The sequence below is a fragment of the Streptomyces sp. NPDC048172 genome (genome assembly GCF_043202595.1).
Taxonomy (GTDB): domain Bacteria; phylum Actinomycetota; class Actinomycetes; order Streptomycetales; family Streptomycetaceae; genus Streptomyces.
In genome coordinates, this window is sequence record NZ_JBIDAT010000012.1 from 117,717 (window position 1) to 144,183 (window position 26,467).

At 72.6% G+C, this 26,467-nt stretch carries 20 protein-coding genes; 3 read left to right on the top strand and 17 right to left on the bottom strand.

The annotated features are described in order from the left end of the window. The first annotated feature begins 16 nt into the window (after positions 1–16). Complete coding sequence (locus ACGF3A_RS39115; protein WP_393735401.1) at positions 17–2,164, top strand: putative bifunctional diguanylate cyclase/phosphodiesterase; 2,148 nt, start codon at positions 17–19, stop codon at positions 2,162–2,164. 9 nt (positions 2,165–2,173) lie between these two features. Here the strand turns inward: ACGF3A_RS39115 and ACGF3A_RS39120 are convergent, their stop codons facing one another. The 7 genes from ACGF3A_RS39120 to ACGF3A_RS39150 all read right to left on the bottom strand — a co-directional run bounded on the left by ACGF3A_RS39120 (position 2,174) and on the right by ACGF3A_RS39150 (position 10,235). Continuing rightward, on the bottom strand, positions 2,174–3,112 hold the full coding sequence (locus ACGF3A_RS39120) for an alpha/beta fold hydrolase (protein WP_393735312.1): 939 nt from the start codon (positions 3,110–3,112) through the stop codon (positions 2,174–2,176). A gap of 23 nt (positions 3,113–3,135) precedes the next feature. Continuing rightward, positions 3,136–6,303, bottom strand: coding sequence for a glycoside hydrolase family 2 TIM barrel-domain containing protein (locus ACGF3A_RS39125; RefSeq protein ID WP_393735313.1), 3,168 nt, complete (start codon positions 6,301–6,303; stop codon positions 3,136–3,138). Positions 6,304–6,372: 69 nt separating this feature from the next. Next, on the bottom strand, positions 6,373–6,930 hold the full coding sequence (locus ACGF3A_RS39130; protein ID WP_393735402.1) for a GAF domain-containing protein: 558 nt from the start codon (positions 6,928–6,930) through the stop codon (positions 6,373–6,375). After that, on the bottom strand, positions 6,890–7,570 hold the full coding sequence (locus tag ACGF3A_RS39135; RefSeq protein WP_393735314.1) for an ATP/GTP-binding protein: 681 nt from the start codon (positions 7,568–7,570) through the stop codon (positions 6,890–6,892). The genes ACGF3A_RS39130 and ACGF3A_RS39135 overlap by 41 nt, the downstream gene beginning before the upstream one ends. Continuing rightward, entirely contained in the window at positions 7,548–7,952 is a 405-nt protein-coding gene (locus tag ACGF3A_RS39140) for a DUF742 domain-containing protein (protein ID WP_393735315.1), read from the bottom strand. The genes ACGF3A_RS39135 and ACGF3A_RS39140 overlap by 23 nt, the downstream gene beginning before the upstream one ends. Positions 7,953–7,961: 9 nt before the next feature. Continuing rightward, positions 7,962–8,378, bottom strand: a complete 417-nt coding sequence (locus tag ACGF3A_RS39145) for a roadblock/LC7 domain-containing protein (protein ID WP_393735316.1) — start codon at positions 8,376–8,378, stop codon at positions 7,962–7,964. Between the two features lie 42 nt (positions 8,379–8,420). Next, the gene (locus tag ACGF3A_RS39150; protein ID WP_393735317.1) at positions 8,421–10,235 is read right to left on the bottom strand and encodes a sensor histidine kinase; all 1,815 of its coding nucleotides are present in this window, start codon (positions 10,233–10,235) and stop codon (positions 8,421–8,423) included. 389 nt (positions 10,236–10,624) lie between these two features. Between ACGF3A_RS39150 and ACGF3A_RS39155 the strand changes: the two genes are divergently transcribed. Continuing rightward, entirely contained in the window at positions 10,625–11,419 is a 795-nt protein-coding gene (locus ACGF3A_RS39155; RefSeq protein WP_393735318.1) for a tyrosine-protein phosphatase, read from the top strand. A 29-nt stretch (positions 11,420–11,448) separates the two neighbouring features. Here the strand turns inward: ACGF3A_RS39155 and ACGF3A_RS39160 are convergent, their stop codons facing one another. The 10 genes from ACGF3A_RS39160 to ACGF3A_RS39205 form a co-directional block, all read right to left on the bottom strand. Further along, positions 11,449–12,834, bottom strand: a complete 1,386-nt coding sequence (locus ACGF3A_RS39160; RefSeq protein ID WP_393735319.1) for an aspartate aminotransferase family protein — start codon at positions 12,832–12,834, stop codon at positions 11,449–11,451. After that, positions 12,831–14,783 (bottom strand): 1-deoxy-D-xylulose-5-phosphate synthase, encoded by a 1,953-nt coding sequence (gene dxs / locus ACGF3A_RS39165; protein WP_393735320.1) that lies wholly within the window; start codon positions 14,781–14,783, stop codon positions 12,831–12,833. Before dxs ends, ACGF3A_RS39160 begins: the two co-directional genes overlap by 4 nt. A 66-nt stretch (positions 14,784–14,849) precedes the next feature. Then, on the bottom strand, positions 14,850–15,869 hold the full coding sequence (hpnH, locus tag ACGF3A_RS39170) for an adenosyl-hopene transferase HpnH (RefSeq protein WP_393735321.1): 1,020 nt from the start codon (positions 15,867–15,869) through the stop codon (positions 14,850–14,852). A gap of 7 nt (positions 15,870–15,876) precedes the next feature. Next, the gene (locus ACGF3A_RS39175) at positions 15,877–16,533 is read right to left on the bottom strand and encodes a 1-hydroxy-2-methyl-2-butenyl 4-diphosphate reductase (protein WP_393735322.1); all 657 of its coding nucleotides are present in this window, start codon (positions 16,531–16,533) and stop codon (positions 15,877–15,879) included. After that, on the bottom strand, positions 16,533–18,551 hold the full coding sequence (gene shc, locus ACGF3A_RS39180; protein ID WP_393735323.1) for a squalene--hopene cyclase: 2,019 nt from the start codon (positions 18,549–18,551) through the stop codon (positions 16,533–16,535). Before shc ends, ACGF3A_RS39175 begins: the two co-directional genes overlap by 1 nt. Before the next feature lie 57 nt (positions 18,552–18,608). Then, entirely contained in the window at positions 18,609–19,742 is a 1,134-nt protein-coding gene (locus ACGF3A_RS39185) for a polyprenyl synthetase family protein (protein ID WP_393735324.1), read from the bottom strand. Beyond that, positions 19,739–21,226, bottom strand: a complete 1,488-nt coding sequence (hpnE, locus tag ACGF3A_RS39190) for a hydroxysqualene dehydroxylase HpnE (RefSeq protein WP_393735325.1) — start codon at positions 21,224–21,226, stop codon at positions 19,739–19,741. Before hpnE ends, ACGF3A_RS39185 begins: the two co-directional genes overlap by 4 nt. Positions 21,227–21,329: 103 nt before the next feature. Next, entirely contained in the window at positions 21,330–22,250 is a 921-nt protein-coding gene (gene hpnD, locus ACGF3A_RS39195; protein WP_393735403.1) for a presqualene diphosphate synthase HpnD, read from the bottom strand. A gap of 32 nt (positions 22,251–22,282) precedes the next feature. Further along, on the bottom strand, positions 22,283–23,185 hold the full coding sequence (gene hpnC / locus ACGF3A_RS39200; protein ID WP_393735326.1) for a squalene synthase HpnC: 903 nt from the start codon (positions 23,183–23,185) through the stop codon (positions 22,283–22,285). A gap of 226 nt (positions 23,186–23,411) precedes the next feature. Next, positions 23,412–24,113, bottom strand: coding sequence for a TetR/AcrR family transcriptional regulator (locus ACGF3A_RS39205; RefSeq protein ID WP_393735327.1), 702 nt, complete (start codon positions 24,111–24,113; stop codon positions 23,412–23,414). A 102-nt stretch (positions 24,114–24,215) separates the two neighbouring features. Between ACGF3A_RS39205 and ACGF3A_RS39210 the strand changes: the two genes are divergently transcribed. Then, positions 24,216–26,423, top strand: a complete 2,208-nt coding sequence (locus ACGF3A_RS39210) for an MMPL family transporter (protein WP_393735328.1) — start codon at positions 24,216–24,218, stop codon at positions 26,421–26,423. Positions 26,424–26,467 lie beyond the last annotated feature (44 nt).

The following is a 26,467-nucleotide window of genomic DNA, read 5'->3' on the forward strand; positions in this document are numbered from 1 at the left end:
GGCGGCCCCGACTGCCCTGACGGCTGCCCCGACGGCCCCGGCCGTCCCGACGTCCCCCGTGGACGACGACGGGCTGCGCCGTTTCGCGACGATCTGGAGCCGCGCCGTCTATCCTGCGACGCAGACCTCCATGACCCGCGTGGAGCTGGAGGAGTACCTCCACCCCCTGGCGCGCACGCTCGGTGAGGCGCTGCACGCGCATCCGTTCAGCCCCGCGCCGGGCTGGCAGGTCGGCGAGGCCCTGGTCGCCGCGCACTGCACCAGCCCCGACGCGCTGCCGCACATCCTCGGCGTCGTCGAGTCGTACCTGGTGCTCTACGGCAGCACCCCGGGCGCCCTGCCCGTGGACGACGCGCGCTCCCGCTGCGCCCGGCTCCAGCACGCCATCGCGGCCGGTTTCTCGCGCGCCCTGCGCGAGCGGACGCTCGCCGAGCAGGAGGCGCTCTCGCGCGCCGCGCTGGCCGCGCAGAGCGCCGTGGAGGAGGCGCTGCACGCGAGCGAGACCCGGTTCCGCGCGGTGTTCAGGGAGGCGACGATCGGCATCGGCATCGCCGACATGAGCGGCCGCCTGCGCGACGCGAACGGGGCGCTGGCGCGGATGTTCGGCCGCTCCGAGGAGGAGATGCGCCGCCGCAACATCAACGACTGGGTGCACCCCGACGACGCCCCCGGCGTCTGGCGGCTCCACCGCGAGCTGGCGCGCGGCGAGCGCGACCACTTCCGCGTCGAGAAGCCCTACCAGCGCCCCGACGGCACCGTGCTGTGGACCAATCTGACCGTGTCGCTGCTGCGCGACGCGGAGGGCGAGCCGCGCTACCAGCTGGCGCTCATGGAGGACATCACCGAGCGCCGCCTGCTCCACCTGCGGTTGCGCTACGAGGCCACGCACGACGAGCTGACCGGGCTGCCCAACCGGACGCTGTTCGCGGAGCGCCTGGACCGGATCCTGACCCCCGGCAGCGGCGTGAAGCGCTTCGGGCTGTGCTATCTGGACATCGACGGCTTCAAGGCCGTCAACGACAGCCTCGGGCACGCCGTCGGCGACCAGCTCCTGATCTCCGTCGCCGAGCGCCTCCAGTCCTGCTCCCCCGCGCCCTCGCACCTGGTCGCCCGTATCGGCGGGGACGAGTTCGTGGTGCTGATCTCCGACCCGGAGGGCCGCGAGGAGGTCACCTCCCTGGCCCGCGCCGCGCTCGCCGCGCTGGCGACCCCGATCTCGGTGGACGGCCGCGAGCTGTCCGTACGGGCCAGCATCGGCATCGTCGAGGGCCCCGGCGGCGAGCTGGGCCCGGCCGAGGTGATGCGCAGCGCCGACATCACCATGTACCGCGCGAAGGACGCGGGCGGGAACCGTTACGAGCTGGCCGACCCGGACTCGGACGCGCGGGCCATAGACCGCCACAGCCTCACCAACCACCTGCCCGCCGCGCTGGAGCGGGACGAGTTCTTCCTGGAGTACCAGCCGCTGATCCGGATGAGCGACGGCCGGGTCGACGGCGCGGAGGCCCTGGTGCGCTGGGAGCACCCGGTCCACGGCCGCCTCGGCCCGGACCGCTTCATCCCGCTCGCCGAGCACACCGGGCTGATCGTCCCGCTGGGCCGCTGGGTGCTGGAGCAGGCCGTACGGCAGGCGTGCGACTGGGCGGCGGGGCAGCCGATGCGGGTGAACGTGAACCTCTCGCCCCGGCAGCTCCACCACCCCGACCTCGTGCCGGACACCATCGCCGTCCTGGAGGCCGCCGGTGTCGCACCGTCGTCGCTCTGCCTGGAGGTCACCGAGAGCGCTCTTATAGGCGCGGACGAGGACGAGCTGAAGCCCCTGTGGCAGCTCGCGGAGATGGGCGTGGACATCGCCCTGGACGACTTCGGCACGGGCTACTCGAACCTCGCCAACCTCCGCAGGCTGCCCGCGACCACGCTCAAGCTCGACCGCTCCTTCACCCAGGGCCTCCAGCGCCACCCCGCCGACCCGGTCGACGTCACCTTCGTCGAGGGCATCGTCTCGCTGGCGCACGCGCTGGGGCTGGCCGTGACGGTGGAGGGCGTCGAGACGGAGCACCAGGCCGCGCAGCTGCGCGACCTGGGCTGCGACACGGCGCAGGGCTGGTACTACGCGCGTCCGTCCTCGCCGGCCGAGTTCGCGCAGGACTGGGTGACGGGGTGAGCTGACGCCTCAGACGTGCTTGTCGAGCCACGCGAGGAGGTCCGCCTGGACCTCGTCGCGGTTGGTCTCGTTGAGGATCTCGTGCCGCGCGTCCGGGTAGCCGCGCCAGGTCAGCTCGCGCAGGCCCACGTAGCGCAGGTCCTCCAGCAGCTCGTACACCAGGGTCATCCCCTGGTTGCACGGGTCCTGCTCGCCGACCGCGAGGTGGACGGGCAGGTCACGGGGGATCCGGGCGAGCTGCGCCGGGTCGTTGATCTTGCGGCTGCCGACCACCCAGTCCAGCGCCAGGCCCGCGCTGAACGGGAAGCCGCACCGCTCGTCCGCCGCGTAGAGATCGACCTCGGCCTCGTCGCGCGAGAGCCACTCGAAGCCGGTGCGGTGCGGGAACGGGTCGTTGAACGAGCCGAAGAGCTCGGCGACGTACGTCGAGGGCGCGTCGCGCCCGCCCCGCTCGACCTCGCCCTCCAGCCGCCGGATGTCCGTCTCCGCCTCGCTGCCGGGCAGCGAGCGGAAGGTGCCCGAGAGGATCATCCCGGCCAGCCCGGCGCCCTCGCCGTACTCCTGCGCGTAGTCGCGGGCGAGCTGCGAGCCCATGCTGTGGCCGAGGAAGACGAAGGGCGTGCCGTCCGGGAGTTCGGCCCGGACCCGGTCGCCGATCTCCTTGAGGTCGCCGACGATGGAGCGCCAGCCGGTGTCCCCGACCGCGCCGTAGCCGCCGGTGTGCCGGGCGGTCGCGCCGTGGCCCCGGTGGTCCGAGGCCACGACGGCGTACCCGTGCCGGGTGAGGAAGCGCGCGAACCGGTCGTAGCGCTGGGCGTGTTCGGCGGCGCCGTGGGCGATCTGCACGAGGGCGCGCGGGGTGCCCTCCGGCAGCCAGGTGTACGTGGCGACCGGCGTCCCGTCCGTCACCGTCGTGAAGTCGTCCCGCCGCTCGTGCCCGTCGCCCATGGTCGGTGCCCTTCCTCGTGTGATCAGACCGCTCGCAGGCGGTAACCGTAACGGTAGGTACGGTCCGCGTGAAGGAGGTACTCCTCCAGCGGCGGAGCACCCCAGGAGTCGTTGCCGCCGACGCCCATCTGCCGGTGGTTGACCCCGAGGACCGTCGCCCCGCGGGGCTTCAGCTCGTACGGGTGCTTGGGCCCGTCCATGTCGTGCGGGGTGAACCGCAGCGCGCTCAGCTCCAGATGGTCGCCCTTCTCCGTCTCCACCCGCAGCCCGCCGCCCTTCCCCGTGAGCGTCGCCCAGCGCACCCCGGTGACGTTGCCGCACTGCTGCGGGCGTACGTACGGGGTGAACTGCTCCTCCACGGTCGAGCGGTAGCGGCCGACGGGGGCGCCGGTGTGGCGGTCCTGGTAGTTCTCGTGCGGGCCGCGCCCGTACCAGGCGAACGTCCCGAACTCCTCGGGGAGCGTGAGCAGCGCGCCGACCATCGGCAGGTCCGGCAGCCCCTTGCCGGGCTCCAGGGTGTGCGCCACGCGCACCTCGCCGTCGCCGCGCACGGTGAGGACGGTGGTGTACGCGCTGGTCGCGGGCGAGGTCGGCAGCGTGGCGCGGACCTCGATCACGACGACGGACGCGGACTCGCGGGTGACCTTCACGCTCTCGGTCTTCCGCTTGCTCCCCGCCTCGCGCCAGGTCTTCGCCGTCTCCTGGAACTTGCGGCCGATGTCGTTGTCCGTCGGCGCGCGCCAGAAGTTCGGCTCCGGGCCCTCCGTGAGCAGCGGCGTCCCCTTGTGGGTGAAGGCCGTCAGCGTGCCCTTGGCCTTGTCCAGGGTGAGCTGGAAGTCCCGCCCGGAGACCGTGACCCCTGCGTCCGTCTCCTCGTACTCGACGGGCGGCAGTCCGCCGGTGCCGGGTTCCTCGGGAGCGGGCCTCTGCCACTCCTTCAGCGCGAGCTGCCCGGTGGCGACCTCATGCCCGGCATCGGCCCAGCGGGTCTTGCGGCGCAGGACGAGGGCGAGGTTCAGCCAGTACTCGGCGCCGGGTTCCGGGCGTGCGGGGGGCTTGAGGGGGAGCTCGGCGGTGGACTTGGCGCCGGGCTCCGTGTCCGGAGGGGCCAGGGTGCCGTGCTGCTCGCGGGTGCCGTCGCGGGTGACCTCCCAGCGCAGCTCGTAGGCGTCGAGCCCGGTGAAGAGGTGCTTGTTGGCGAGGGTGACCCGCCCCTTCGCCGCCTCGCCGTCGGCGGCGGAGAAGGCCACGCGCTGGTAGACGTGCTTGACCTCGTGCAGCTCGGGGTCCGGCTCGCGGTCGCTGCGGACGATGCCGTTGCAGCAGAAGTTGCCGTCGGTCGGGTAGCCGGGGACCCAGTCGCCGCCGTAGGAGAAGTACGTGCGGGAGGGGTCGCCGGGGACGGGCTTCGTGATGCTCTGGTCGACCCAGTCCCAGATGAAGCCGCCGTGCAGGTTCGGGTACTTCTCGAAGACGTCCCAGTACTCGCGGAAGTTGCCGGTGCTGTTGCCCATCGAGTGCGCGTACTCGCAGAGCAGGAACGGCTTGGGGTTGCCGGACTTCCCGTAGGCCTCGACGTCGGCGGGCGTCGTGTACATCTGGCTGTGCACGTCGGCGGCCTCGTTCATGCCCTCGTAGTGCACGGGCCGGGAGGCGTCGCGCCGGTGGATCCAGTCGGCCATCTTCCGGAAGTTGTCGCCCTGGCCCGCCTCGTTGCCCAGGGACCACATGACGACGCAGGCGTGGTTCTTGTCGCGCTCGACCATGCTGCGGGCCCGGTCCACGCAGGCCTCCGTCCACTCCGGGAGGGAGGCGGGGAGCGAGTCGCGGATGCCGTGGGACTCCAGATTGGCCTCGTCGATGACGTAGAGGCCGTACTCGTCGCACAGCTCCATCCAGCGCGGGGTGTTGGGGTAGTGCGAGGTGCGGACGGCGTTGATGTTGTGCTGCTTCATCAGCCGGACGTCGCGCAGCATCGTCTCCTCGGGCACGGCCTGGCCGTGCACGGGATCGGACTCGTGCCGGTTGGTTCCGTTGAAGACGATCGGCTTGCCGTTGATCTGCAGCTTGCCCGGTCCGTAGGTGACCTGGCGGAAGCCGAAGCGGACGCGGTGCGTCTCGGTCGTACGCCCGTCGGGCCCGGTCACGGTCAGCACGAGGACGTACAGGCTGGGGCTCTCGGCCGACCAGGGCGCGGGGCGGCGGACGTCGCAGGCGAACTTCAGGTCGGCGGTGCCCTGGGCGGGGACCTCGGCGCTCGCTTCGAGCCCGTCCGTCTCCACCTCCTCGCCGTCGGGGCCGTGGAGGACGGCGCGGACGGTGTGGGCCTTCGCCTTCTCGTCCGTACGGTTGCGCAGCCGGGTGCGGACGGTGAGGCGGGCGTCGCGGAAGCCGTCGTCGAAGTCCGTGCCGACCTCGGCGTCGTCGAGGCGCACGGGCGGGACGGAGTACAGATACACGTCGCGGAAGATCCCGGACAGGTCGATCATGTCCTGGTCCTCCAGCCAGCTCCCGTCGGACCAGCGGTAGACCTCGACGGCGAGGGTGTTCTCGCCCTCGCGCAGGAGTCCCGTGATGTCGAACTCGGCGGGCGTGTAGCTGTCCTCGCTGTAGCCCGCCTGCTCGCCGTTCACCCACACGAAGAAGGCGGACTTCACACCCTGGAACGAGAGCAGGGTGCGCCGCCCGTCCCAGCGGCGCGGCACGGTGAAGGTGCGGCGGTAGGAGCCGACGGGGTTGAAGGACTTGGGCACGTGGGGCGGCTTCGGTTCCTCGTAACCGGACCAGGGATAGGGGACGTTGAGGTAGATGGCCTCGCGGTAGCCGTGCATCTCCCAGTTGGACGGGACGGGCAGCCGGTCCCAGCCGCTGTCGTCGTAGCCGGGGCGGTGGAAGCCCTCGGGCCGCTTGTCGGGGGTCTCGGACCAGTGGAAGCGCCAATTCCCGTTCAGCGAGCGGAAGTACGGCGAGGTGGCGGGCTTCCCCCGGAGCGCGGAAGCGGCGTCGGGGTAGGGAACGAGCGCCGCGCGCGCCGGTTCCCGGTTGATCGCGAAGGTGGTCGGATCGGCGTCCCACTCCCGGCCCGCCGCGGCGGCGAAGGCGGCCTTCTGGCTCCGGAAGGCGGCCCAGCCGGCGAGGACTCCGCCACTTGCCGTCAGAAATGTTCTTCGTGCCCATGGCTTGGCATCCATACCCCACAAGACACCACGAACATCAAGGGGTATCAACACTTTCGCACACGCTTTTTCACCCTTCGCGGCTCAGAGGCCTCCGTGCTCCCGGAGAGGGTCGTGCTCCCGGAGATGGATCTGCTCGATCAGCTCCGCCGCCATCGACTTGATCGTCTCCAGCCCCTGCCGCCCCCAGGGCCTCGGTTCGTGGTCGACCACGCAGACCGTGCCGAGCGTCATGCCCGTACGGTCGATGAGCGGCGCGCCCAGGTACGAGCGGATGCCGGTCTCGTCCACGGCCGGATTGCCCGCGAACCGGGGGTAGTCGCAGACGTCCTCCAGCACCAGCGCCTTGCGCCGCACCACGACGTGCGGGCAGTAGCCGTGGTCGCGCGCCAGGACGCGGCGCCCCGGATCGGCGCCGCCGCCGTCGGGGGTGTGGAGCCCGGCGAAGAACTGCCGGTGCTCGTCGATGAAGTTCACCATCGCGTACGGCGCCCCGGTGACCTGCGCCAGCCGCCGCGCGAACTCGTCGAACTCCGGGTCGGGCGCCTCCCCGATCCCCAGCTCCCGCAGCCGGACGACCCGGCGCGGCGCCTCGGCGTCCTCAGGCGTGAGCAGCAGGTGGGTCGTGGGGTCGTACGACATCGGCGGCATGCTCGCTCCTCCAAGAATCGATCAGATGCTGGACCAGGGAGACGAGGACCTGCGTGCCCGAGCTGGCCAGCCGCGCGTCGCAGGCCACCACCGGCACCTCGGGCTTGAGGTCTATCGCGGCGCGCACCTCGTCGGGGTCGTAGTGGAAGGCGCCGTCGAACTCGTTGACCGCGACGATGAAGGCGAGACCCCGGCGCTCGAAGAAGTCCACGGCGGAGAAGCAGTGTTCGAGGCGGCGGGTGTCCGCCAGCACCACCGCGCCCAGCGCCCCGTTGCACAGCTCGTCCCAGAGGAACCAGAAGCGCTCCTGGCCCGGGGTGCCGAAGAGGTAGAGCATGTGGTCGCTGCTGAGCGAGATCCGCCCGAAGTCCATGGCCACGGTCGTCGTCGCCTTGTTCTCCACGCCCGACAGGTCGTCCGTGCCGACGCTGACCTGGGTGAGCAGCTCCTCCGTGCTCAGCGGCTCGATCTCGCTGACGGCGCCCACGAACGTCGTCTTGCCGACGCCGAAGCCCCCGGCGACCAGGATCTTCAGCGCCGTCGGGAAGAGGTCCACGGAGCCGGCCGCCCCCTCGGCCCCCTCGATCCCCTCGAAGCCTGCAGAAACGTCAGAGTCGTCTACGGAGCCCATCCAGCACCGCCTCCAGCAGTTGTCGGTCGGTCGGGTCGGACCCCAGCGGCACGGGTGCCGGGGCCCGCGTGGTGATCGCGCCGCAGTCGGCGAGGTCGGAGAGCAGCACCTTGGTCACGACAGCGGGCAGGCGCGTCCGCGAGGCGAGTTCGGCCACCGAGACCGGGCCGCCGCAGAGCCCCAGAACCTGCGCGTGGTCGGGCCCGAGATAGCTCTGCGGCCGCGTGCCCGTGGCCATCACCAGGGTCATCAGGTCGAAGTGCGCCGAGGGCCTGGTGCGTCCGTTGCTCACGGTGTACGGGCGGATCAGCCGGCCCGCGTCGTCGTCGAGCAGCGGCCCCTCCTCCTCGTCCCGCGCCGGGGACGGCTGAGGGTCGCGCATGCGCCGGCCTCAGCGCCCCGCCGGCTGCCGGGCGGGGATCGCCAGATACGGTCTGACGCTCTTGACCAGCATCCCCATCTCGTAGCCCAGCACGGCCGCGTCCGCCTCGCGGCCCGCGACGACCGCGAGACAGGCGCCGTTGCCCGCCGTGGAGACGAAGAGCAGCGTGGACTCCAGCTCGACGACGACCTGCCGCACCTCCCCGCCCTCCCCCAGCCGCACCCCGGCGCTGCGCGCCAGCGAGTACAGGCCCGAGGCGAGCGCGGCCATGTGGTCGGCCGTGTCGGGCTCCATGCCGTCGACGGCCTTCACCAGGCCGTCGGAGGACAGCAGGAGCGCGCTGCACGCGTGCGGGACACGCTGCACCAGGCCGGTCAACAGCCAGGAGATGTCGGTGTTCTGGCCCAAGGGCGCTTCGCTCACCATGGTCGCGTTCTTCTCCTTGTGGGGGGCCGCTCTGGGCAGGCACTAACGGGCGGGTCGGGGGGCGTCCCCGCCGGACGCCGGGGACGGTTCGCTGGGGAGGTCCGCGCCGGGGGCGGCGTACGGGCCCGGGTCGTCGAGGTCGGTCTCGTCCGCGAGGCTGGTGCCGCGCCGGAAGGCGGCCATCAGGCCGGGGTCGTGCCCCTCCTCGGCCACCTCCTGCGCGCGAGGGCCGCCGAAGGGTGGGGGCGGTTCGCGCAGCTCGGGCACCAGGTGCTCCTGGCGGCGCCGCTTGGGCAGCCGGGGCTTCCCGGCCTGCGGCGACGGCGCCCCGCCCGCGGACGGGACGGAGGAGACAGAGGAGAGGGGAGGCGCGGGGTGCACGGGCGGCACGGCCTCGTCCGTACCGCCCCCGCCTCTCCTGTCCTCGGCCCGGGGCTGCGGGAGGGGCGAGAGGGGCGGCAGGGGCTCGCCGGGGGCGGGACCGGGACCGGGGGCGGGGACGTCCGGCGTCCGGCCGTCGCCCTCCGCGCCCACGACGCCGACGTGGTCGGCGCGGGCCTGCGCGGCGGCCGACGGCGGCGCGTACCCCCCGGCTCCCCGGTCCTCGGGCTGTTCGTCGCCGATCAGGACGCGCGGCAGCACGAGCACGGCCTGGATGCCGCCGTAGATGTTGCTCTGGAGCTGGACGACGACGCCGTGCCGCCGGGCGAGGGAGGAGACCACGAACAGCCCGATACGGCCGTCCTGGAGCAGCTCCGGCACATCGATCCGGTCGGGCTCGGACAGCACCGCGTTCATATGGTTCTGCTCGCCCGGCGTCATGCCCAGGCCGCGGTCCTCCACCTCGATCGCGAGCCCCGCCGTGACGTGCTGCGCGCGCAGCAGGACCTGGGTCTGCGGGGCCGAGAACACCGTCGCGTTCTCGATGAGTTCGGCCAGCAGATGGATGACGTCGGCGACGGCGTGCCCGCGCAGCGTGCCCTCGATCGGGGGCACGAGCTTCACCCGGGGGTACTGCTCGACCTCCGCGATCGCCGAGCGCAGCACCTCCGTCATCGAGACGGGGCGCGTCCACTGGCGCCGGGAGACGGCGCCGCCGAGCACCGCGAGGTTCTCGGCGTGACGGCGCATCCGGGTGGCGAGGTGGTCGACGTGGAAGAGGCCCTTGAGCAGGTCCGGGTCCTCGACCTCGTTCTCCAGCTCGTCCAGCAGCTCGATCTCGCGGTGGACGAGGGACTGGAGCCTGCGGGCGAGGTTCACGAAGACCTCGACCTTCTCCTCGCTGCCGCTGTACGTGCTGCGGACGTGCGCGGCGGCCTCCGCGAGGGCCGTCTCCGCGGTCCGCTGGGCGACGGCGAACTCCTGGGCGAGCAGGTCGAGCGCGTCGCCCGCGGGCTCCGGGCCCGGCTCCGGCGCGCGCGGGCGCGTCTGGGGGCGCTCGCCGCGCTCCAGGGCCTGGAGCATCGCGCGGAGGTCCGTCTCCCCGCGGGCGACGGAGCGGCGCAGCGCGGCGTAGCGCTCGACGGTGCCGCGGGCCTCGGAGGAGGCGAGCATCGCGGCGGTGACGATCACGGCGCAGACCAGCAGCAGGCTCCCGGCGAGCACGCCCCACACGGGGGCGCCCACCGGGCCGGGCGTGGGCGTCCCGGTGGCGTCGATGCCGCCCTGGACGCGCATCACGTACGCCACGACGGCGGCCCCCGCCACGGCGATGAGCCCGGCGGGCAGCACGGCGAGGCGCACCATGCGGTGCCGCACCGTGGCGTCGCCCGCGCTCTCGCGCGCGGGGACCCTGCCGTGCCGTCGCCGCGAGCCGTTCGTGCCTGTCTGCACCGTGTGGCTCGAGGGTTCAGGCATGGGGTTCCTCGGGATGGTGTTGAGGGCTGACGGGAGTGAGGGGTGACGTCGCTGAGAGACGTGCTCTGCTCCAAGGCGTTGCCACGCTAGCCCTCGCTGCCACCCGCACCCGGGCCAGACGAGGTATTCGCCACCCCCCGCCAGCTCCCAAAGAGTGAAGATTCCGAGTGCGTGTTTGACGCGCGCGGCCCTCAACTCCCCGCGCCGGGAGCCGCCTTCGGCGCGCACGGGCCACCGCGAGCCGTCCAGAGCCGCCGAGAAACGCCGAGAAGCGCCGGGGCGGCCCCCTCCCCACCCTGTCGCGAGGGTCACGTGTACGAGCCGATTGCCCCTCGACAGGCATGTCGTATGGTCAACAGAGTGTCGAAGCCACGACCGAGGGAGCAAGCGTGAGCCAGCAGTCCACCGAGTCCGTACTGACCGGAGTCAGGAACTTCCGCGACGTCGGAGGGCTGCCGACCGCCGACGGGCGCCGGGTGCGGCCCGGTGTGCTGTTCCGCAGCGGCCACCTCGCGCACGCGACGACGGAGGACGCGGACTTCCTCGGCGGGCTCGGGCTCCACACGGTCTTCGACTTCCGGAACTCGGCCGACCAGGCGCTGGAGGGCCCCGACGTCACGCTCCCCGGCGTGCGCAACGTGAACATCCCGCTGAGCGACCCGGCCGACGGCGCCGAGTTCTGGCAGATGGTGCGCGACGGCGAGCTGGACCAGCTCCGGGCGATCCTCGGCGACGGGCTGGCGGCCGACCGTATGACGCGCTCGTACCGCACGATCATCAAGGAGCGCACCGCCGAGCACAGCCGGGTCCTGCACTCCCTCGCCGAGGACAGCGTGCCCGCGCTGATGCACTGCGCGGCGGGCAAGGACCGCGCGGGCCTCTCCATCGCGGTCACGCTCCTCGCGCTGGGCGTGGAGCGCCCGGCGATCGAGGCGGACTACCTGGAGTCCAACTCCCCGCACCGGCGCTACAAGGTGCACCGGAGCGAGAAGTCGAAGGCCGGGATGGAGCCCGAGGTGCTGGAGCTGCTCTCGCCGCTCTTCGACGCCCGCGCCGCGTATCTGGACGCCGCGTTCGCGACGATCGACGAGGTCTGGGGCGACGTGGACACCTACCTCGCGCAGGGCCTCCGGATATCCCCGGAGACCCGTACGCGCCTGCGTGACCGCCTTCTGGAGGGCTGAAGGCCCTCCGGCTCCCTCCGCCGGTCCCGTCAGCGGTTGGCGACCGCCTGCTTGACGAGGGTCCGCCCGAAGTCCCACATCAGGCCGCCCCCGCCGTGCGCGTCGTCCATGACCTGGGTGAACGCGTCCACGAAGCGGTCGACCTCGGCCTCCCCGACGGTGAGCGGCGGGATCAGCTTGATCACTTCGAGGTGGTCGCCCGAGACCTGGGTCAGGATCCGGTGCCGCTGCAGCAGCGGCACCACGACCATCTGCGCGAAGAGCCCCTTGCGCGCGGCCTGGAGCATCGCCCACCGGCTGCGCAGCCCGAGCGACTTCGGCCTGCCGAACTCGATGCCGATCATCAGGCCCCGGCCCCGGACCTCGTGCAGCAGCTCGTACTTCTCCGTGAGCGCCGCCAGCCGCGTACGCAGCAGGTCGCCGACGCGGCGCGCGTTGGCGACGATCCCCTCGTCCTCCATCACCGCGAGGGTCGCGAGCCCGGCGGCCATCGCCTGCGCGTTCGAGCCGAAGCTCGCGGAGTGGACGAGGACGCGGTCCATCGAGGAGTAGACCTTCTTGAAGATCCACTCCTTGCCGAGCGTCGCGCCGACCGGGACGTAGCCGCCGGAGAGCGCCTTGGCCACGCAGACGAGGTCGGGGTCGGCGCCCTCCTCGTGCTGGTAGGCGAAGAAGTCGCCGGTGCGGCCGAGGCCCGTCTGGACCTCGTCGGCGATGAGCAGCGCGCCGTGCTTGCGCAGCAGCGCGCCCGCCGCGGACAGATAGCCGGGCGGCGTCGCGTGCACGCCCTTGCCCTGGATGGGCTCGACGACGAGCGCGGCGACGTCGCCCTTCCGCAGCTCGCGCTCCAGCGCGTCGAGGTCGCCCAGCTCGACGGCCGTGTCCGGCAGCAGCGGCGCGAAGCCGTCCCGGAAGCCGGACTCGCCGTTGACCGACAGCGAGCCGGTCGTCAGCCCGTGGAAGGCGTGCGCGCAGTACAGCACGCGGGGTCTGCCGGTGGCGTACCGCGCGAACTTCAGCGCGGTCTCCACGGCCTCCGTGCCGCTGTTGCCGAAGAAGACCCGGTCCATGCCCGGCGCGTACGACAGCAGCTTCTCGGCGAGCAGCCCGGGCAGCGGCTGGCAGTCGAAGCGGGTGAGGTCGGCCAGCTCCGCGTCGAGCACGTCGTGCAGCGCCTGCCGTACGACGGGGTGGTGCCGGCCGAGGCCCATGACGCCGAACCCGGCGAGCATGTCGAGGTAGTCGTTTCCCTCGGCGTCGTAGAAGTAGGCGCCCTCGGCACGCTCGTAGACCTTGTCGAAGCCGATGGTGTGCAGCATGCGCGGCAGCTGGTGGTTGAGGTGGCGCGCGTGCAGCTCGTAGCGCTCGGCGCCGCGCTCCTTCAGCAGCTTCGACAGGTCGAAGTCCGTGGTCACGCCATGCTCCCTTCGTTCTCGCGGGCACCGCCCGCCGCGCGCTCGCGCTCCCAGCGCTCGCGCCGGGCCCGGTCGCGCTCGTCCTCGCGGGCCAGCGTGGCGCCGATCCGCCCGGCGACCTCGGCGGGCGTCAGCCCCAGCTCGGCGAGCAGCTCGCCGCGCTTGCCGTGCGGCAGGAAGCGCTGCGGCAGCCCTACGGCGCACAGCGGCAGGTCGGACCCGGCGTCGCGCAGCGCGTCCCCGACGACCGAGCCGACGCCGCCCGTACGCCCGTTGTCCTCGACGACCGCCACCGCGCGGTGCCGCTCGGCCAGCGGCACCAGCTCGGGGTCGACGGGCTTGACCCAGCGCGGATCGACGACGGTCGTCCCGATGCCGCGCTCGGCGAGCAGCTCGGCGGCCTCCAGGCAGACGGGGGCCATGGCCCCGACGGAGACGAGCAGCACATCGCTCCGCTCGTCCTCGCGCAGCACGTCCATGCCGCCCACCCGGCGCAGCTCCGGGATCGGCTCGCCCACCGTCGCCTTGGGCAGCCGCAGCACGGTCGGCGCGTCGTCGACGTCCAGCGCCTCGCGCAGCTCGGCGCTCAGCCGCTCGGCGTCGCGCGGCGCGGCGAGCCGCAGCCCGGGGACGACCTGGAGCACCGACATGTCCCACATGCCGTGGTGCGAGGCCCCGTCGGGCCCGGTGATCCCGGCCCGGTCCAGGACGAAGGTGACCCCGCACTCGTGCAGGGCCACGTCCATCAGCAGCTGGTCGAAGGCGCGGCCGAGGAAGGTCGCGTAGAGCGCGACGACCGGGTGCAGCCCGCCGGTGGCCATGCCAGCGGCGGAGACGGCGGCGTGCTGCTCCGCGATGCCGACGTCGTGGACGCGTCCCGGGTACGCCTCGGCGAAGGCGCCGAGGCCGACGGGGTGCAGCATCGCGGCCGTGACGGCGACGACGTCGGGGCGCTCGGCCCCGATCCGCACCATCTCCTTGCCGAACACCGAGGTCCAGGAGGGCCCGCTCGACGGCTCGACCGGCTCGCCGGAGGCCGGGTCTATCTTGTTGACCGTGTGGAAGTGGTCCTTGAGGTCGGCGAGGGCCGGTTCGTACCCCCGGCCCTTCTCGGTGAGGCAGTGCACGAGGACGGGCCCGTTGAACCGCTTGGCCCGGCTGAGCGCCGATTCGACGGCCGCGATGTCGTGCCCGTCGATGGGCCCGAGGTACTTCAGCCCGAGGTCCTCGAACATGCCCTGCGGGTTGAAGGCGTCCTTGAACCCCTTCTTCGCCCCGTGGAGCGACTCGTAGAGCGGCTTGCCGACCACGGGCGTGTGCTGGAGGACGCCCTTGCCCCAGGCGAGCACGCGCTCGTACTCGTTGGTGGTGCGCAGCGTGGCGAGGTGGTTGGCGAGGCCGCCGATGGTGGGTGAGTACGAGCGCTCGTTGTCGTTGATGACGATGACGAGGGGGCGGTCCTTGGCCGCGGCGATGTTGTTGAGCGCCTCCCAGGCCATGCCGCCGGTCAGCGCGCCGTCGCCGATCACGGCCACGACGTGATCGTCCCTGCCCTGGACCTCGTTCGCCTTGACCAGGCCGTCGGCCCAGCCGAGGACGGTGGAGGCGTGGGAGTTCTCGATCACGTCGTGGTCGGACTCGGCGCGCGAGGGATAGCCGGAGAGCCCGCCCTTGGCCCTGAGCTTGGAGAAGTCCTGCCGCCCGGTGAGCAGCTTGTGGACGTAAGCCTGGTGCCCGGTGTCCCACAGGATCCGGTCGGCCGGTGAGTCGAAGACCCGGTGCAGGGCGAGGGTCAGCTCGACCACGCCCAGGTTCGGGCCCAGATGGCCGCCGGTGCGTGACACCGCGTGGATCAGGAACTCGCGGATCTCCTCCGCGAGCTCCTCCAGCTCGTCCTCGGTCAGCGCGTCCAGGTCGCGCGGTCCGTGGATGGACTCCAGCAAGGACATGGTCGGCCCCCCTGCTCTCCGTTGCTCTCCGTCGGTCTGATCCGGCTTGGCTCTCCTGGTCGGGCTCTACTTGTTGCTGGCGACGGTCTCCCGCGCGGCGCGCAGCGACTCCTTGAGGGAGCCCATGGTGGCGAGGACGGCGGTCGGCTCGTATCCGCAGTGCGCCATGCAGTTGGCGCAGCGCGGGTCCTTGCCGCGGCCGTACTTGCTCCAGTCGGTCTCCTCGATGAGCTGGCGGTACGTGGGCACGTAGCCGTCGCTCATCAGGTAGCAGGGGCGCTGCCAGCCGAACAGGGAGTAGTTCGGGATGGCCCAGGCCGTGCACGGGAAGTCGGCCTTGCCCTCCAGGAAGTCGAGGAAGAGGGGGCTGTGGTTGAGCCGCCACTTGGCGCGGTTGCCCCCGGCGAACGCCTTCTTGAACAGCTCCCTGGTCTGCTCGACGCCGAGGAAGTGCTCCTGGTCGGGCGCCTTCTCGTAGGCGTAGGCGGGCGAGATCATCATCTCGTCGACCTTGAGGTCGTCGTTGAGGAAGTTGAGGACCTCGACGATGGTCTGCGGGGTGTCGGTGTTGAAGAAGGTGGAGTTCGTGGTGACGCGGAAGCCGCGGCGCTTGGCCTCCTTCATCGCCTCGACGGCCTCGTCGAAGACGCCCTCCTTCGCGACGGACTCGTCGTGCCGCTCCCGCAGCCCGTCGATGTGCACGGCGAACGCGAAGTACGGCGAGGGCGTGAACTGGTCCATCTTCTTGCGCATCAGCATCGCGTTCGTGCACAGAAAGACGTATTTCCGCTTGGCGACGAGCTGCCGCACGATCTCCCCGATCTGGGGGTGCATCAGCGGCTCGCCGCCCGCGATGGAGACCATGGGGGCGCCCGATTCGAGCACCGCGCCGACGGCCTGGGCCACCGGCATCCGCTGCTTGAGCACCCCCGCGGGATGCTGGATCTTGCCGCACCCCTCGCACTTGAGGTTGCAGGCGAAAAGTGGCTCCAGCTCGACGATGAGCGGGAACTTCTCCCGCTTGCGGAGCTTCTGCTGAAAGAGATAGGTACCCATACGAACGGTCTGGCGCAGAGGCATGGCCATTTCTCGCTCACCTCCAGGGGAGCAGCAACGATCGGTGCCATTCGAGGAATGCGGGCAGGACACCGCGGAGCACGCGGAATGCCGATATTCCACCCCGCAGCGTCCCCATGCGAATCAGTTCATGTCCGGGAGCGTCCACCACCACTCGTACGGCCGCAACAGGGCGTCGTGCGGTCCCCGTGACGGCGGTGCGCAGGGTGGCGGCCGATTCCATGTCGGTGGCGAGGGCGCCCGCGGCGTGGAGCACGGCACGCTCCGGTCCGCGTACGACATGGCCGCTGCCCACGAGCGGCCCGGTGTGGACGGTTCCGTACGGTGTCAGCGCCGCGGCGAGCAGCTCGGCGCCGGTGCAGGGGGTGCGCTCCGGGCCGTCCCGGGTCTCGTCGGCCACGACGAGGTCCCCGGGGCGCATCCCGGGGGCGAGCCCCGCGCAGAATCCGGTGGCGAGCACGGCCGTGCCGCCGGGCACGGCCTCGTCCCGCAGCGCACGGGCCACGGCCCGCCGCGCGGCCTGCGGCCCCATGCCGGTGCGGAGCACCGACACGGGCCCCGGGGCGTCCTTCGGGTCGGGGCCCGAGCGCCCCGGGCCGCCGCGGAGCGCCAGGCGCTCGATGCCGAGCGCGCACGCGATCAGCAGCGGGCCCGGGGCACTCGGGCCGTCCATCAGGCGTCCCGGCGTGCGAGGAGATGGTCCAGCCCGTCCCCGTGCAGATACCTGCCGAGCGCGGTGAGCGGGAAGACCATCCGGTAGAGGTGGTAGTTGATGGAGAAGTCCCAGGGGAACCCGGTGCCGGTGAAGAAGGGCTCGTCCCAGTAGCCGTCCTCGCGCTGCTGCTCGGCGAGCCAGCCGATGCCGCGCTCGACGGCCTTGGAGTCCCGCTCGCCCGCCGCGAGCAGCGTCATCAGCGCCCAGCCGGTCTGGGACGGGGTGGAGGTGCCGTTGGCGATCCAGTCGGCGTCGATGTACGAGCGCAGGTCCTCGCCCCAGCCGCCGTCGTCGTTCTGGACGCTCTCCACCCAGCTGACCGCGCGGCGGACGGCCGGGTGCGAGACGGGCATCCCGGCGGCGACGAGGGCGGGCACGACGGATCCCGTGCCGTAGAGGTAGTTGACGCCCCAGCGCCCGAACCAGGCTCCGTTGGACTCCTGTTCGGCGAGCAGCCAGGAGATGGCCTTACGGGCGCGCGGCTCCCCCTGCCTGCCCTCGGCGGCGAGCATCTCCAGCACGTGCCCGGTGACATCGGCCGACGGCGGGTCGATGACCTCGCCGAAGTCGCAGAACGGCAGCCGGTTGGGGAACTTGCTGGTGTTGTCGACGTCGAACGCGCCCCAGGAGCCGTCGCTCGACTGCATCCCCAGGTTCCACCGCACGGCGCGCCCCACGGCCCGGTCCACGCGCTCCGGCTCGGGGTGGTCGACGCGGCGCAGCGCGAGGGCGACCTCGGCGGTGTCGTCGATGTCGGGGTAGTTGTCGTTGTGGAACTCGAACGCCCAGCCGCCGGGCGGCAGTTGGGGCCGCCGCACGGACCAGTCGCCGGGCCTGACGATCTGCTCGGCCAGCATCCAGTCCGCGGCCTTGACGAGCGCGGGGTGGTCGCGCGGGAGCCCGGCGTCGGCGAGGGCGATGGAGGCCAGACAGGTGTCCCAGACGGGCGACTGGCACGCCTCGATCATCCGGGTCTCCTCGTCGGGCCAGACCGCGAACCGGTCGAGGGACTCCAGTCCGGCGCGGAGCACCGGGTGGTCCAGGTCGTAGCCGAGGAGCCGCAGCGCGATCAGGGAGTAGACGGCGGGGGGCTGGATGCCGCCCCAGCAGCCGTCGTTCTCCTGCCGCTCGATGATCCAGCGGGAGGCGTCCTTGAGCGCGGCCCGCCGCAGCGGCTTGACGGCCACCTTGCGGTACGCGTGCAGAGCGCGGTCGATGCGCTGGAAGGCGCCGTCCCAGGTGGTGGCCGGTGCCATCCGGGAGGGCGGGAGGGGGCGGGCCGGGTCGCGGTGCAGCTCGTCGATGCGGAACGGCGCGGGGTGCACGGGCCGCAGCGCGGAGACGACGGTGAGCGGCACGATGGTCTGCCGGGCCCAGCAGCCGAAGTCGTAGATGTTGAGCGGGAACCACTTGGGCAGGTAGATGAGTTCGGGCGGCAGCTCGGGCAGGTCGTCCCAGCGCCACCAGCCGAAGAGCGCGAGCCAGATACGGGTGAAGACGCGGCTGCGGGCCACTCCCCCGCGCTCGCGGACCCACGCGGCGGCGCGCGCCATGTGCGGGTCCTCGGGATCGTCGCCCGCGAGCTTGAGGGCGACGTACGCCTCGATCGTGGCGGACAGATCGCCGGGGCCGCCGTGGAAGGTGGCCCAGGTGCCGTCCTCGCGCTGCTGCGCGCGGACGAAGTTGGCGGCGGCCCGGAGGATCCGCTCGTCCCGGATGCCGAGGAACTCCCGCAGCAGCAGGTCCTCGGCGTCCATGGTGACGTTGGTCTCCAGGTCGCCCTTCCACCATCCCTGCTCGTCCTGCCGGGCCAGCAGGTGGTCGACGGCGCGGGCCGCGGTCCGCTCCGCGAGTGCGGTCAGGCTCTCCCGGGCGGGGGCTTCAGGTCCGGGGGCTTCGGGTCCGGGGGAATCCCGGACCGTCTGCTTCGTACCGGAGACGCCTGGTCCAGCGGGTCCGTCCGTCGTGGCTGTCATCGCTTCTCCTTTCGAAGTCTCCTAAAAGACCGGAATCAAGCGCCCTGCCAGAAAACGTCATCTCTGCCGTACGACCACGAAGTCGGCCAGCGCGGTGAGCTGTTCGCGCACCCGGCCCGGGATCTCGATCGAGTCGAGCGCCTCGATCGCCGTACGGTGCTGCCTCTGGGCCTCCTGGGAGGTCCACTCGCGGCCGCCCGCCCGCTCGATGAGCGCGGCGCGCTCGGCGAACTCCGCCTCGTCGAAGTCCTCGAACTCCGCCTGGCTCTTCTTCGCGTCGGCCGTCATCAGCTCGGCCAGCCGCGCCGCCGCCTCGCCGTCCGAGCCGAGGGCCGCGGCGACGGGCAGGGACTTCTTGCGCTGGCGCAGGTCGCTCCAGGTCTGCTTGCCGGTGGCGTCCGGGTCGCCCCAGATGCCGAGCAGGTCGTCGATCGCCTGGAAGGCGAGCCCGAGGTGGTACCCGTACGACTCCAGCGCGTCGGCCGTACGGTCGTCGGCTCCGCCCAGGACGGCGCCGATGGACGCGGCGCACGCCAGCAGCGCGCCCGTCTTGTTCCCCTCCATCTCCAGGCACTCCTCGACCGTGACCTGGTCGCGGTGCTCGTAGGAGATGTCCTGGGCCTGCCCGTCGATCAGCCGGCGGGTGGCGTACGTGAGACGCCGCATCGCGCGCCCGGCGTCCGCGGTCCCGAGCTCCAGCAGTATCTCGCCGGCGAGGGCGAAGAGCGCGTCGCCGACGAGGATCGCCTGCGCGGGGCCATGGACCTTCCACACCGTGTCACGGTGCCTGCGCTGCTCGTCCCCGTCCATCAGGTCGTCGTGCAGCAGGGAGAAGTTGTGCACCAGCTCCACGGCGACAGCACCGGGGATCCCCGTCTCGGGCCGCGCCCCGGCGGCCTCGGCGGAGAGCAGCGCGAGCGCGGGGCGGACGGCCTTGCCGCCGTCCGCCGCCGAGGGGCGGCCCTCCGCGTCGATCCACCCGAAGTGGTAGGCGGAGACGGTGTCCATGGGGGGCGCGAGCCGGTCGACGGCGGCGCGCAGCTCCGGCGTGGCGAGCGTGCGCCCGCGCTCCAGCAGCGCGCGGACGCTCTCGGTGGCGTCCCCGGAGTCGGCGGGGCGCGGGTGAGCCGGGGTCACAGGGTCTCCTCTGTGTTCTGTGCTTGCGGTGCTCGCTGCGTCGAGGGTGCTCATGTGATGGCCCTTCCTTCCGTCCCGGGAATGCCGGACGAGCCGGGAACCGGTTCTCTCTCCTGCGGTCGGCCCAGCACGGCGAGGGCCTCGCGCGCGGCTGCCGCCCCGCTGCGGACGGCGCCCTCCATGGTCGCGGGCCATCCGGTGGCGGTCCACGCGCCCGCCAGGTGGATGCCGGGCGCCTCGGTACGGGGACCGGGGCGCAGGCGTCCGACGCCGGGGGTGGGCGCGAAGGTGGCGGTGCGCTCGCGGGTGACGAAGAAGTCGCGCACACCCGCTCCCCGTGCCGCGGGCAGCAGCCGCTCCAGCTCGGGGAGGTAGCGCTCGCGCAGGGTCGCGACGGGCAGGTCGATCTCCTTCTGCGCCGCGGACTGCGAGAGCGCGAGATACTGCCCGCCGCCGGTGAGTCCGGAGGCGGCCGTACGGTCGAAGACCCACTGGACCGGGGTGCCGAGCGCGGCGAAGAAGGGGCGGCGCAGCACCTTGCGGTCGTAGATCACGTGCACGTTCAGGATCGGCGCCGTGCCGATGTCCAGGAGCGCGTCCGGGTCGGGCAGCGCCCCCTCGGGGAGCAGGCCGTGTGCCTCCTGCTGCGGGACGGCGAGCACGACGGTGCCCGCCTCCAGCTCCTCGGCGCCGTCCCGCCCTTCGGCGGTGACCCGCCAGCCGGGGCCGTCCCCCGCGGGCTCGACCGCGCGGGCGCGCGTCTGGAGCAGGGTGCGGACGCCCGCCCTGTCGAGGGCGGCGCGGGTGAGGACGTCGTGGATGTCGCCCAGCGGGGAGTGGGCCCAGCCGATGTCGGCGGCGCCGGGCTCGGAGAGCAGCCCGGTCTTGAAGACCATCGCCGCGAGCCCCATCGAGGCGTCGGGCGCGTAGGCGTTGAGGGTGGGGACGCCGACGAGGTCCCACAGCGCCTCGACGGCGCGGTCCGACTGGCCGTGCCGCCGCAGCCAGGTGGCGAAGTCGATGCCGTCGAGCGCGGGGTCGGCGGGGTCGAGGGCCTTGAGCGCGAGGGCCGCGCGGCCCACCGAGGCGCGGTCGGCGAGCGAGAGGTGCGGGTAGGTCGCGAGGCTCGCCGCGAGGTGCAGCGGGACGGGCGCGGCCGTACGGCGCAGCCGTCCGAGGCGGGGCCGCTCGGGCGCGACGTCGAGGACGGGGACGTCCATCCGCCGCTGGAGCGGGGCGAGTCCGGCGGCGCCGACGCGCTCCAGGAACCAGCGGTAGGCGGTGCAGCAGCGCAGATAGACGTGCTGCCCGTTGTCGACGGTCAGCGCGCCCGCCTTCGAGTCGCGGCGGAAGGAGAAGACGAGCCCGCCGAGCCGGGGGCGGGTCTCGACCAGCGTCGTCTCCAGGCCCGCGTCGGCCAGCTCCAGCGCCGCCGTCGCACCGGCGAGGCCGCCGCCGAGGACGACGGCGCGGCGGCTCCGCTGCCCGGTGTGCCGCTCCTCGGAACGCGCCGCGGACCGCGCCTCGTCGGCCGTCATGGGCGCTCCTCCCCCGTGTGCGAAAGCTTCCGTGTGGTCCGTGCCCGCTGGGACGCCGTGCCCGAGGGGCGGGTTGCCCGCCGGGACGCCCCGGGCGGTGGCATCACGCGCTCCCCCGCGTCCCCTGCCGCGACACCTGGCGGGCGTCGAGGCCGGACAGGCCGCGCACCGCGACGTACGCCTTCTCGCGGCCGGGGAGCGAGACGCGCCCGCGCAGCACGGCCTCGGGCTCGGCGGCGATCCGGTCGAGGAGGCGGTGGTAGATCCCGGCCATCGCGGCGACGCAGGCGCCCGAGCGGCGGTCGAGCATCGGCAGCAGCCGGTAGCCCTCGGCGAACAGCGCGCGGGCACGCCGGACTTCGAAGTGCACGAGCCCGGTGAAGTCGGCCCCGGGCGGCACCATGTCGCTGTGAAATCCCCCCGAGCAGCCAAATTTCTCAAGATCCTCCGCGGGAAGATATGTGCGTCCGTTGTCCGCGTCTTCCCTTACGTCCCGGAGAATATTGGTGAGTTGCAGCGCGAGCCCCAGGGTGTCGGCGTACTCGGGGGCGCGGGCGGCGTCCCGTGCGCCCGGGACGGTACCGAAGACGCCGAGCGAGAGCCGCCCGATCGCGCCCGCCACGCACCGGCAGTACGCCCTGAGTTCGTCCCACGTCTCGTACGTCGCTCCCCGTACGTCCATGAGGACGCCGTCGATCAGCTCGTCGAGGCCGTCGAGCGGGATCGGGTAGCTCCGCGCGGCGTGGCTGAGGGCGACGGCGACCGGGTCGGTGTCGTCGACGGGGACGCCGCCGTCCTTGATCCTGACGAGCAGCGCCCTGGTGTCCTCCAGCCGCAGCCTCTTGGCCTCGGCGTCCAGCGCGCCGTCGCCGATGTCGTCGACGCGCCGGGAGAAGGCGTAGAGCGCGGACATCGCCTGGCGCTTCCCGGTCGGCAGCAGCCGGATCCCGTAGGCGAAATTCCGGGCCTGCTGCCCGGTGACGGCTTCGCAGTAGCGGTAAGCGGCCGCCACCTGTGGGGGCATCTGCTGTACGGACCTGGCTCTGTCCACTTCGGTCACCCCTCTCTTCGCAGGCTCGCCCTTGCCTCGCGCAGCACGCTGAGCGCTCCGGCCCGGGGAGTTCCTGTCAGTACGTCATATCGCGCGGCCCGGATGGCCTTGACGGCGGCCCGTCCTCCGCCGGTGAAGCCCGCGAGCAGGATCCGCAGTCTGCCGTGGACGCTGCGCGCCAACGGGGTGCCCTCGGCGAGCAGTTCCTCCGCGCGCTCCGCCTCGAAGGCGACGAGGGCACGGAGCGAGGCGTTCGCGCTCGGCGCGGCGAGGTCGGCCTCGGCCACGCGGAAGCGGTCCATGTCCTCGGCGGGCAGGTAGACACGGTCCCTCGCCAGGTCCTCCGCCACGTCCTGGAGGTGCTCGACGATCTGCAGTCCGGTGCAGACTGCGTCGGAACGGCGCTCGCGCTCGGGGGTGGCGGAGTCCGTGATGGCCAGGACGAGGCGGCCGACGGGGTTGGCGGACAGCTCGCAGTAGGCGAGCAGATCGCCGTAGGTGGCGTACCGGCGGACCTTCTGGTCCTGCCGGTTGGCCTCGATCAGTCCGAGGAAGGGCTCGGGGGTGAGGGAGCGGCGGCGCACCGTGGGGACGAGCGAGCGCAGCAGGGGATGCCCGGGGGGCGGGCCCGTGCGGGCGAAGACGCGGCGCAGGTCGGCTTCGAACGCGTCGAGCATGGCGGGCCGGTCGGACGTCTGCTCGGCGGAGAGCCCGAGGGAGACGGCGTCGGCTCCGCCGGGGGCGAGGTCGCCGTCCCCGATGTCGTCGACGAGCCGGGCGTATCCGTAGACGGCCATCAGGTCGTCGCGCCACTCGCGCGGCAGGAAGCGGGGGGCCACCGGGAAGTTCTCGCGCGCGGCCTTGGCGAGCACGGCGCGCGCGTGCGCGTCCTCCTCCGCGGTCACCACGTGCTGCCAGTAGCCATTGCCGTCACATCTCCGTTTCTACACCGCTGCGCCAGAACATCCTATTTCGGACACGCCGCACACACTTACCCTCATAACCGGCCAAGGGCACGGCGAGATGGGCGCTTCTTCGCCCGACTTGCCGCGAATCAGCACCGAAACAGCTTACGCCGTACATCAACCCCGCGTGCGGGGGGTTATTCCCGAGGAACGGACAGCCGTTCGAGACTCAGGAGACGGGTGCCGTGAGACCGGCGACGAGGTCCGACAGGGCGCGCTCGACGAGACGTTCGAACGTATCGGCGGGCAGGCCCGCGAGCGGACCCTCGAGAACGAGCGTGGCCAGCCCGTGGGCCATGGCCCAGGCGCTGACCTCCGCACCCGGCCTGCGCTCGGGCGGCATCAGGCCGCAGGCGAGGAGCGCGTCGAGGGAGGCGGCGAGCATGTCGAAGGCCGGGGCCCGCCAGGGCTGGTCCTCCGGATCGACGCCTCCGCTCTCGCCCTCACCCACGACCAGTGGCGTCATCTCCGTGCCGCCGAAGGCGGTGGAGAAGAGGCCGGGCTCCCGCACCGCGAAGCGGACGTAGCCGCGGCCGAGGGCGCGGATGCGGGCGACGGCGGCCTCCGGCCCCTCGCCCTCGATCGCGGCGCCCGCCTCCACCATGGTCTCGGCGAGGTGGCGCTGGCCGTACTGCTTGACCTCGTCGAGCAGGTCGGCCTGACCCTCGAAGTGGCGGTAGGCGGCGGTGGGCGACACGCCGACGCGGCGGGCGGCGGCGCGCAGCACGACGGCGCCGGGGCCGCCCTCGCGGGCGAGCCCGGTGGCCGCCTCGATCAGCGCGTTGCGCAGGTCTCCGTGGTGGTACCGGTCCCTGGGCCGGACGCCGCCTTGTGCCGCTCTGTCACCGTTCTCCGCGCTCTTGGCCTCCATGCCTCCATCCTGCCCGATGTTGACGCCATTAACATCCCCTGCCATGCTCGATGTTAACGGCGTGAACATCGCGCCGACGGCTACTCCCCCAGGGGGATCACCATGCTCCGACGCATCGCCGACCTCGCTCATCGCAGGGCACGGCTCGTCCTCGTCCTCTCGTTCCTCGTCGTCGTGGCCATGGGCGCCCTGGGCGTGGGGGCTTTCGGCAAGCTCCAGGGCGGCGGCTTCGACGACCCGGCCTCGCCCTCGTCGCGCGCCGCCGCCGTGCTGGACGAGAAGTTCGGGGGCGAGCCGAACGTCGTGCTGCTCGTCAGCGCCGAGGACGGCAAGCTCGACTCGCCCGCCACCCGGAAGGCCGGGCGCGAGCTGACCGAGGGGCTCGCCGGGGAGCCCGGCGTCACCCAGGCCATGTCCTACTGGTCGCCGGGCGGCTCGGCCCTCGCCTCGCGCGACGGCACCGAGGCCTTGGTCACGGCGCACATCGACGAGGACGACTCCGACGTGGCCGCCGCCGTCTCCGAGAACTGGACCGGGGACCGCGGCCCCGTGCACGTACGCGCGGGCGGCTCCGCGATGCTCGGCGAGGACATCAACGGACAGGTCGCAGCCGACCTCGCCCTCGCCGAGGCCATCGCCGTGCCCCTCACCCTGCTCCTGCTGGTGGCCGCCTTCGGCAGCGTCCTCGCCGCGCTCCTGCCGCTGGCCATCGGGCTGATCGCGATCCTCGGGACCTTCGCCGAGCTGTTCGTGCTCGGCAGCCTCACCGACGTCTCCGTCTTCTCCATCAACCTCACCACCGCGCTCGGCCTCGGCCTCGGGATCGACTACGGGCTGCTGCTCGTCAGTCGCTTCCGCGAGCGCCTCAGCGCGGGCGACGAGATCCCGGACGCGCTCCGTACGACCGTACGGACGGCGGGCCGCACCATCCTCTTCTCCGCCGCCACCGTCGTCGCCGCGCTCTCCGCGCTGCTGCTCTTCCCGCCGTACTTCCTGCGCTCGTTCGCGTACGCCGGGGTGGGCGTGGTCGCCGTCGCCGCGCTCGCCGCGCTCTTCGTCGTGCCCGCGCTGCTCGCCCTGCTCGGGCACCGGGTGAACCGGGGACGGCTCCCCTGGGCCGAGGCCGTGCGCAAGCCCGAGGCCCCGCTGTGGGGGCGGCTCGCGGGGGCCGTCTTCAAGCGGCCCGCGCTCACCGCGCTGCCCGTCCTCGCCGTGCTGCTCCTCGCCGCGAGCCCGCTGCTGGGCGCCACCTTCGGCTCGCCCGACGAGCGGGTGCTGCCCGGCAGCGCGGAGAGCAGGCAGGTCGCGACCGCGCTCCAGGAGGACTTCGACGGCAACAGCGGCGACGCCGTGTCCGTCGTCACCGCCCGGCCCGTCACCAGCGACGATCAGGTCGGCGCGTACGCCCGTGAGGTCTCCCGGACCGAGGGCGTCGTCCGCGTCCAGGCGCCGACCGGGACCTACGAGGACGGCCGGTCCGTCCGCGCTCCCGGGCCCGCCGAGAAGGCGTACACCGCGCCGGACGACACGCGGCGGCTCACCGTCACGACCCGGCTCGCCCCCGCCTCGGGCGCGGCGCAGGACCTGGTGCGGGAGATCCGCGCGCTCGACGGGCCGGGCGGCGCCGGGACGCTGGTCGGCGGCCGGGACGCCGCGCTGATCGACTCCAAGCAGGCCATCGGCGACCGGCTGCCCGCCGCGGTCGCCATGGTCCTCGGTACGACGTTCGTCCTGCTCTTCCTCTTCACCGGCAGCGTGGTGCAGCCGCTGCGCGCCATCGTGCTGAACGGGATCAGCCTGGCCGCGTCGATCGGCATCATGGTGTGGATCTTCCAGGACGGCCATCTCTCCTCGGTGCTCGGCTTCACGCCGATGCCGATGGACACCTCGATGACCGTGCTGCTCTTCTGCATCGTCTTCGGCCTCTCGATGGACTACGAGGTCTTCGTGACCAGCCGCATCAAGGAGCTGCACGACGCGGGCGCCGACACCCGTACGGCCGTGACGGGCGGGCTCTCGCGCACCGGGCGGATCGTCACCATGGCGGCCGGGCTGCTGGCGGTCAGCTTCTTCGCCTTCACGACGGGCGAGGTCAGCTTCCTGCAGATGTTCGGCCTCGGCAGCGGCCTCGCCATCCTCATCGACGCGGTCGCCGTGCGCGGCGTGCTCGTACCGGCGGCGATGCGGCTGCTCGGGCGGACGGCCTGGTACGCGCCAGGACCGCTCAAGCGGCTGCACGCCAGGGCCGGGCTGAGCGAGGCCGGGCCCGCCGGGGAGGAGCCGGAGTCCCGCACGCCCGCGGGCGTATGAGCCCGGGACACGAGGGAGCCCCCGCCGGTGACCGGCGGGGGCTC

Bases quoted from the DNA above. Each gene is read 5' to 3' on its own strand.
- ACGF3A_RS39120 (WP_393735312.1), bottom strand. From the start codon at position 3,112: ATGGGCGACGGGCACGAGCGGCGGGACGACTTCACGACGGTGACGGAC.
- ACGF3A_RS39125 (WP_393735313.1), bottom strand. From the start codon at position 6,303: ATGGATGCCAAGCCATGGGCACGAAGAACATTTCTGACGGCAAGTGGC.
- ACGF3A_RS39130 (WP_393735402.1), bottom strand. From the start codon at position 6,930: ATGTCGTACGACCCCACGACCCACCTGCTGCTCACGCCTGAGGACGCC.
- ACGF3A_RS39135 (WP_393735314.1), bottom strand. From the start codon at position 7,570: ATGGGCTCCGTAGACGACTCTGACGTTTCTGCAGGCTTCGAGGGGATC.
- ACGF3A_RS39140 (WP_393735315.1), bottom strand. From the start codon at position 7,952: ATGCGCGACCCTCAGCCGTCCCCGGCGCGGGACGAGGAGGAGGGGCCG.
- ACGF3A_RS39145 (WP_393735316.1), bottom strand. From the start codon at position 8,378: ATGGTGAGCGAAGCGCCCTTGGGCCAGAACACCGACATCTCCTGGCTG.
- ACGF3A_RS39150 (WP_393735317.1), bottom strand. From the start codon at position 10,235: ATGCCTGAACCCTCGAGCCACACGGTGCAGACAGGCACGAACGGCTCG.
- dxs (WP_393735320.1), bottom strand. From the start codon at position 14,783: ATGTCCTTGCTGGAGTCCATCCACGGACCGCGCGACCTGGACGCGCTG.
- hpnH (WP_393735321.1), bottom strand. From the start codon at position 15,869: ATGGCCATGCCTCTGCGCCAGACCGTTCGTATGGGTACCTATCTCTTT.
- ACGF3A_RS39175 (WP_393735322.1), bottom strand. From the start codon at position 16,533: ATGGACGGCCCGAGTGCCCCGGGCCCGCTGCTGATCGCGTGCGCGCTC.
- shc (WP_393735323.1), bottom strand. From the start codon at position 18,551: ATGACAGCCACGACGGACGGACCCGCTGGACCAGGCGTCTCCGGTACG.
- ACGF3A_RS39185 (WP_393735324.1), bottom strand. From the start codon at position 19,742: ATGAGCACCCTCGACGCAGCGAGCACCGCAAGCACAGAACACAGAGGA.
- hpnE (WP_393735325.1), bottom strand. From the start codon at position 21,226: ATGACGGCCGACGAGGCGCGGTCCGCGGCGCGTTCCGAGGAGCGGCAC.
- hpnD (WP_393735403.1), bottom strand. From the start codon at position 22,250: ATGCCCCCACAGGTGGCGGCCGCTTACCGCTACTGCGAAGCCGTCACC.
- ACGF3A_RS39205 (WP_393735327.1), bottom strand. From the start codon at position 24,113: ATGGAGGCCAAGAGCGCGGAGAACGGTGACAGAGCGGCACAAGGCGGC.
- ACGF3A_RS39210 (WP_393735328.1), top strand. From the start codon at position 24,216: ATGCTCCGACGCATCGCCGACCTCGCTCATCGCAGGGCACGGCTCGTC.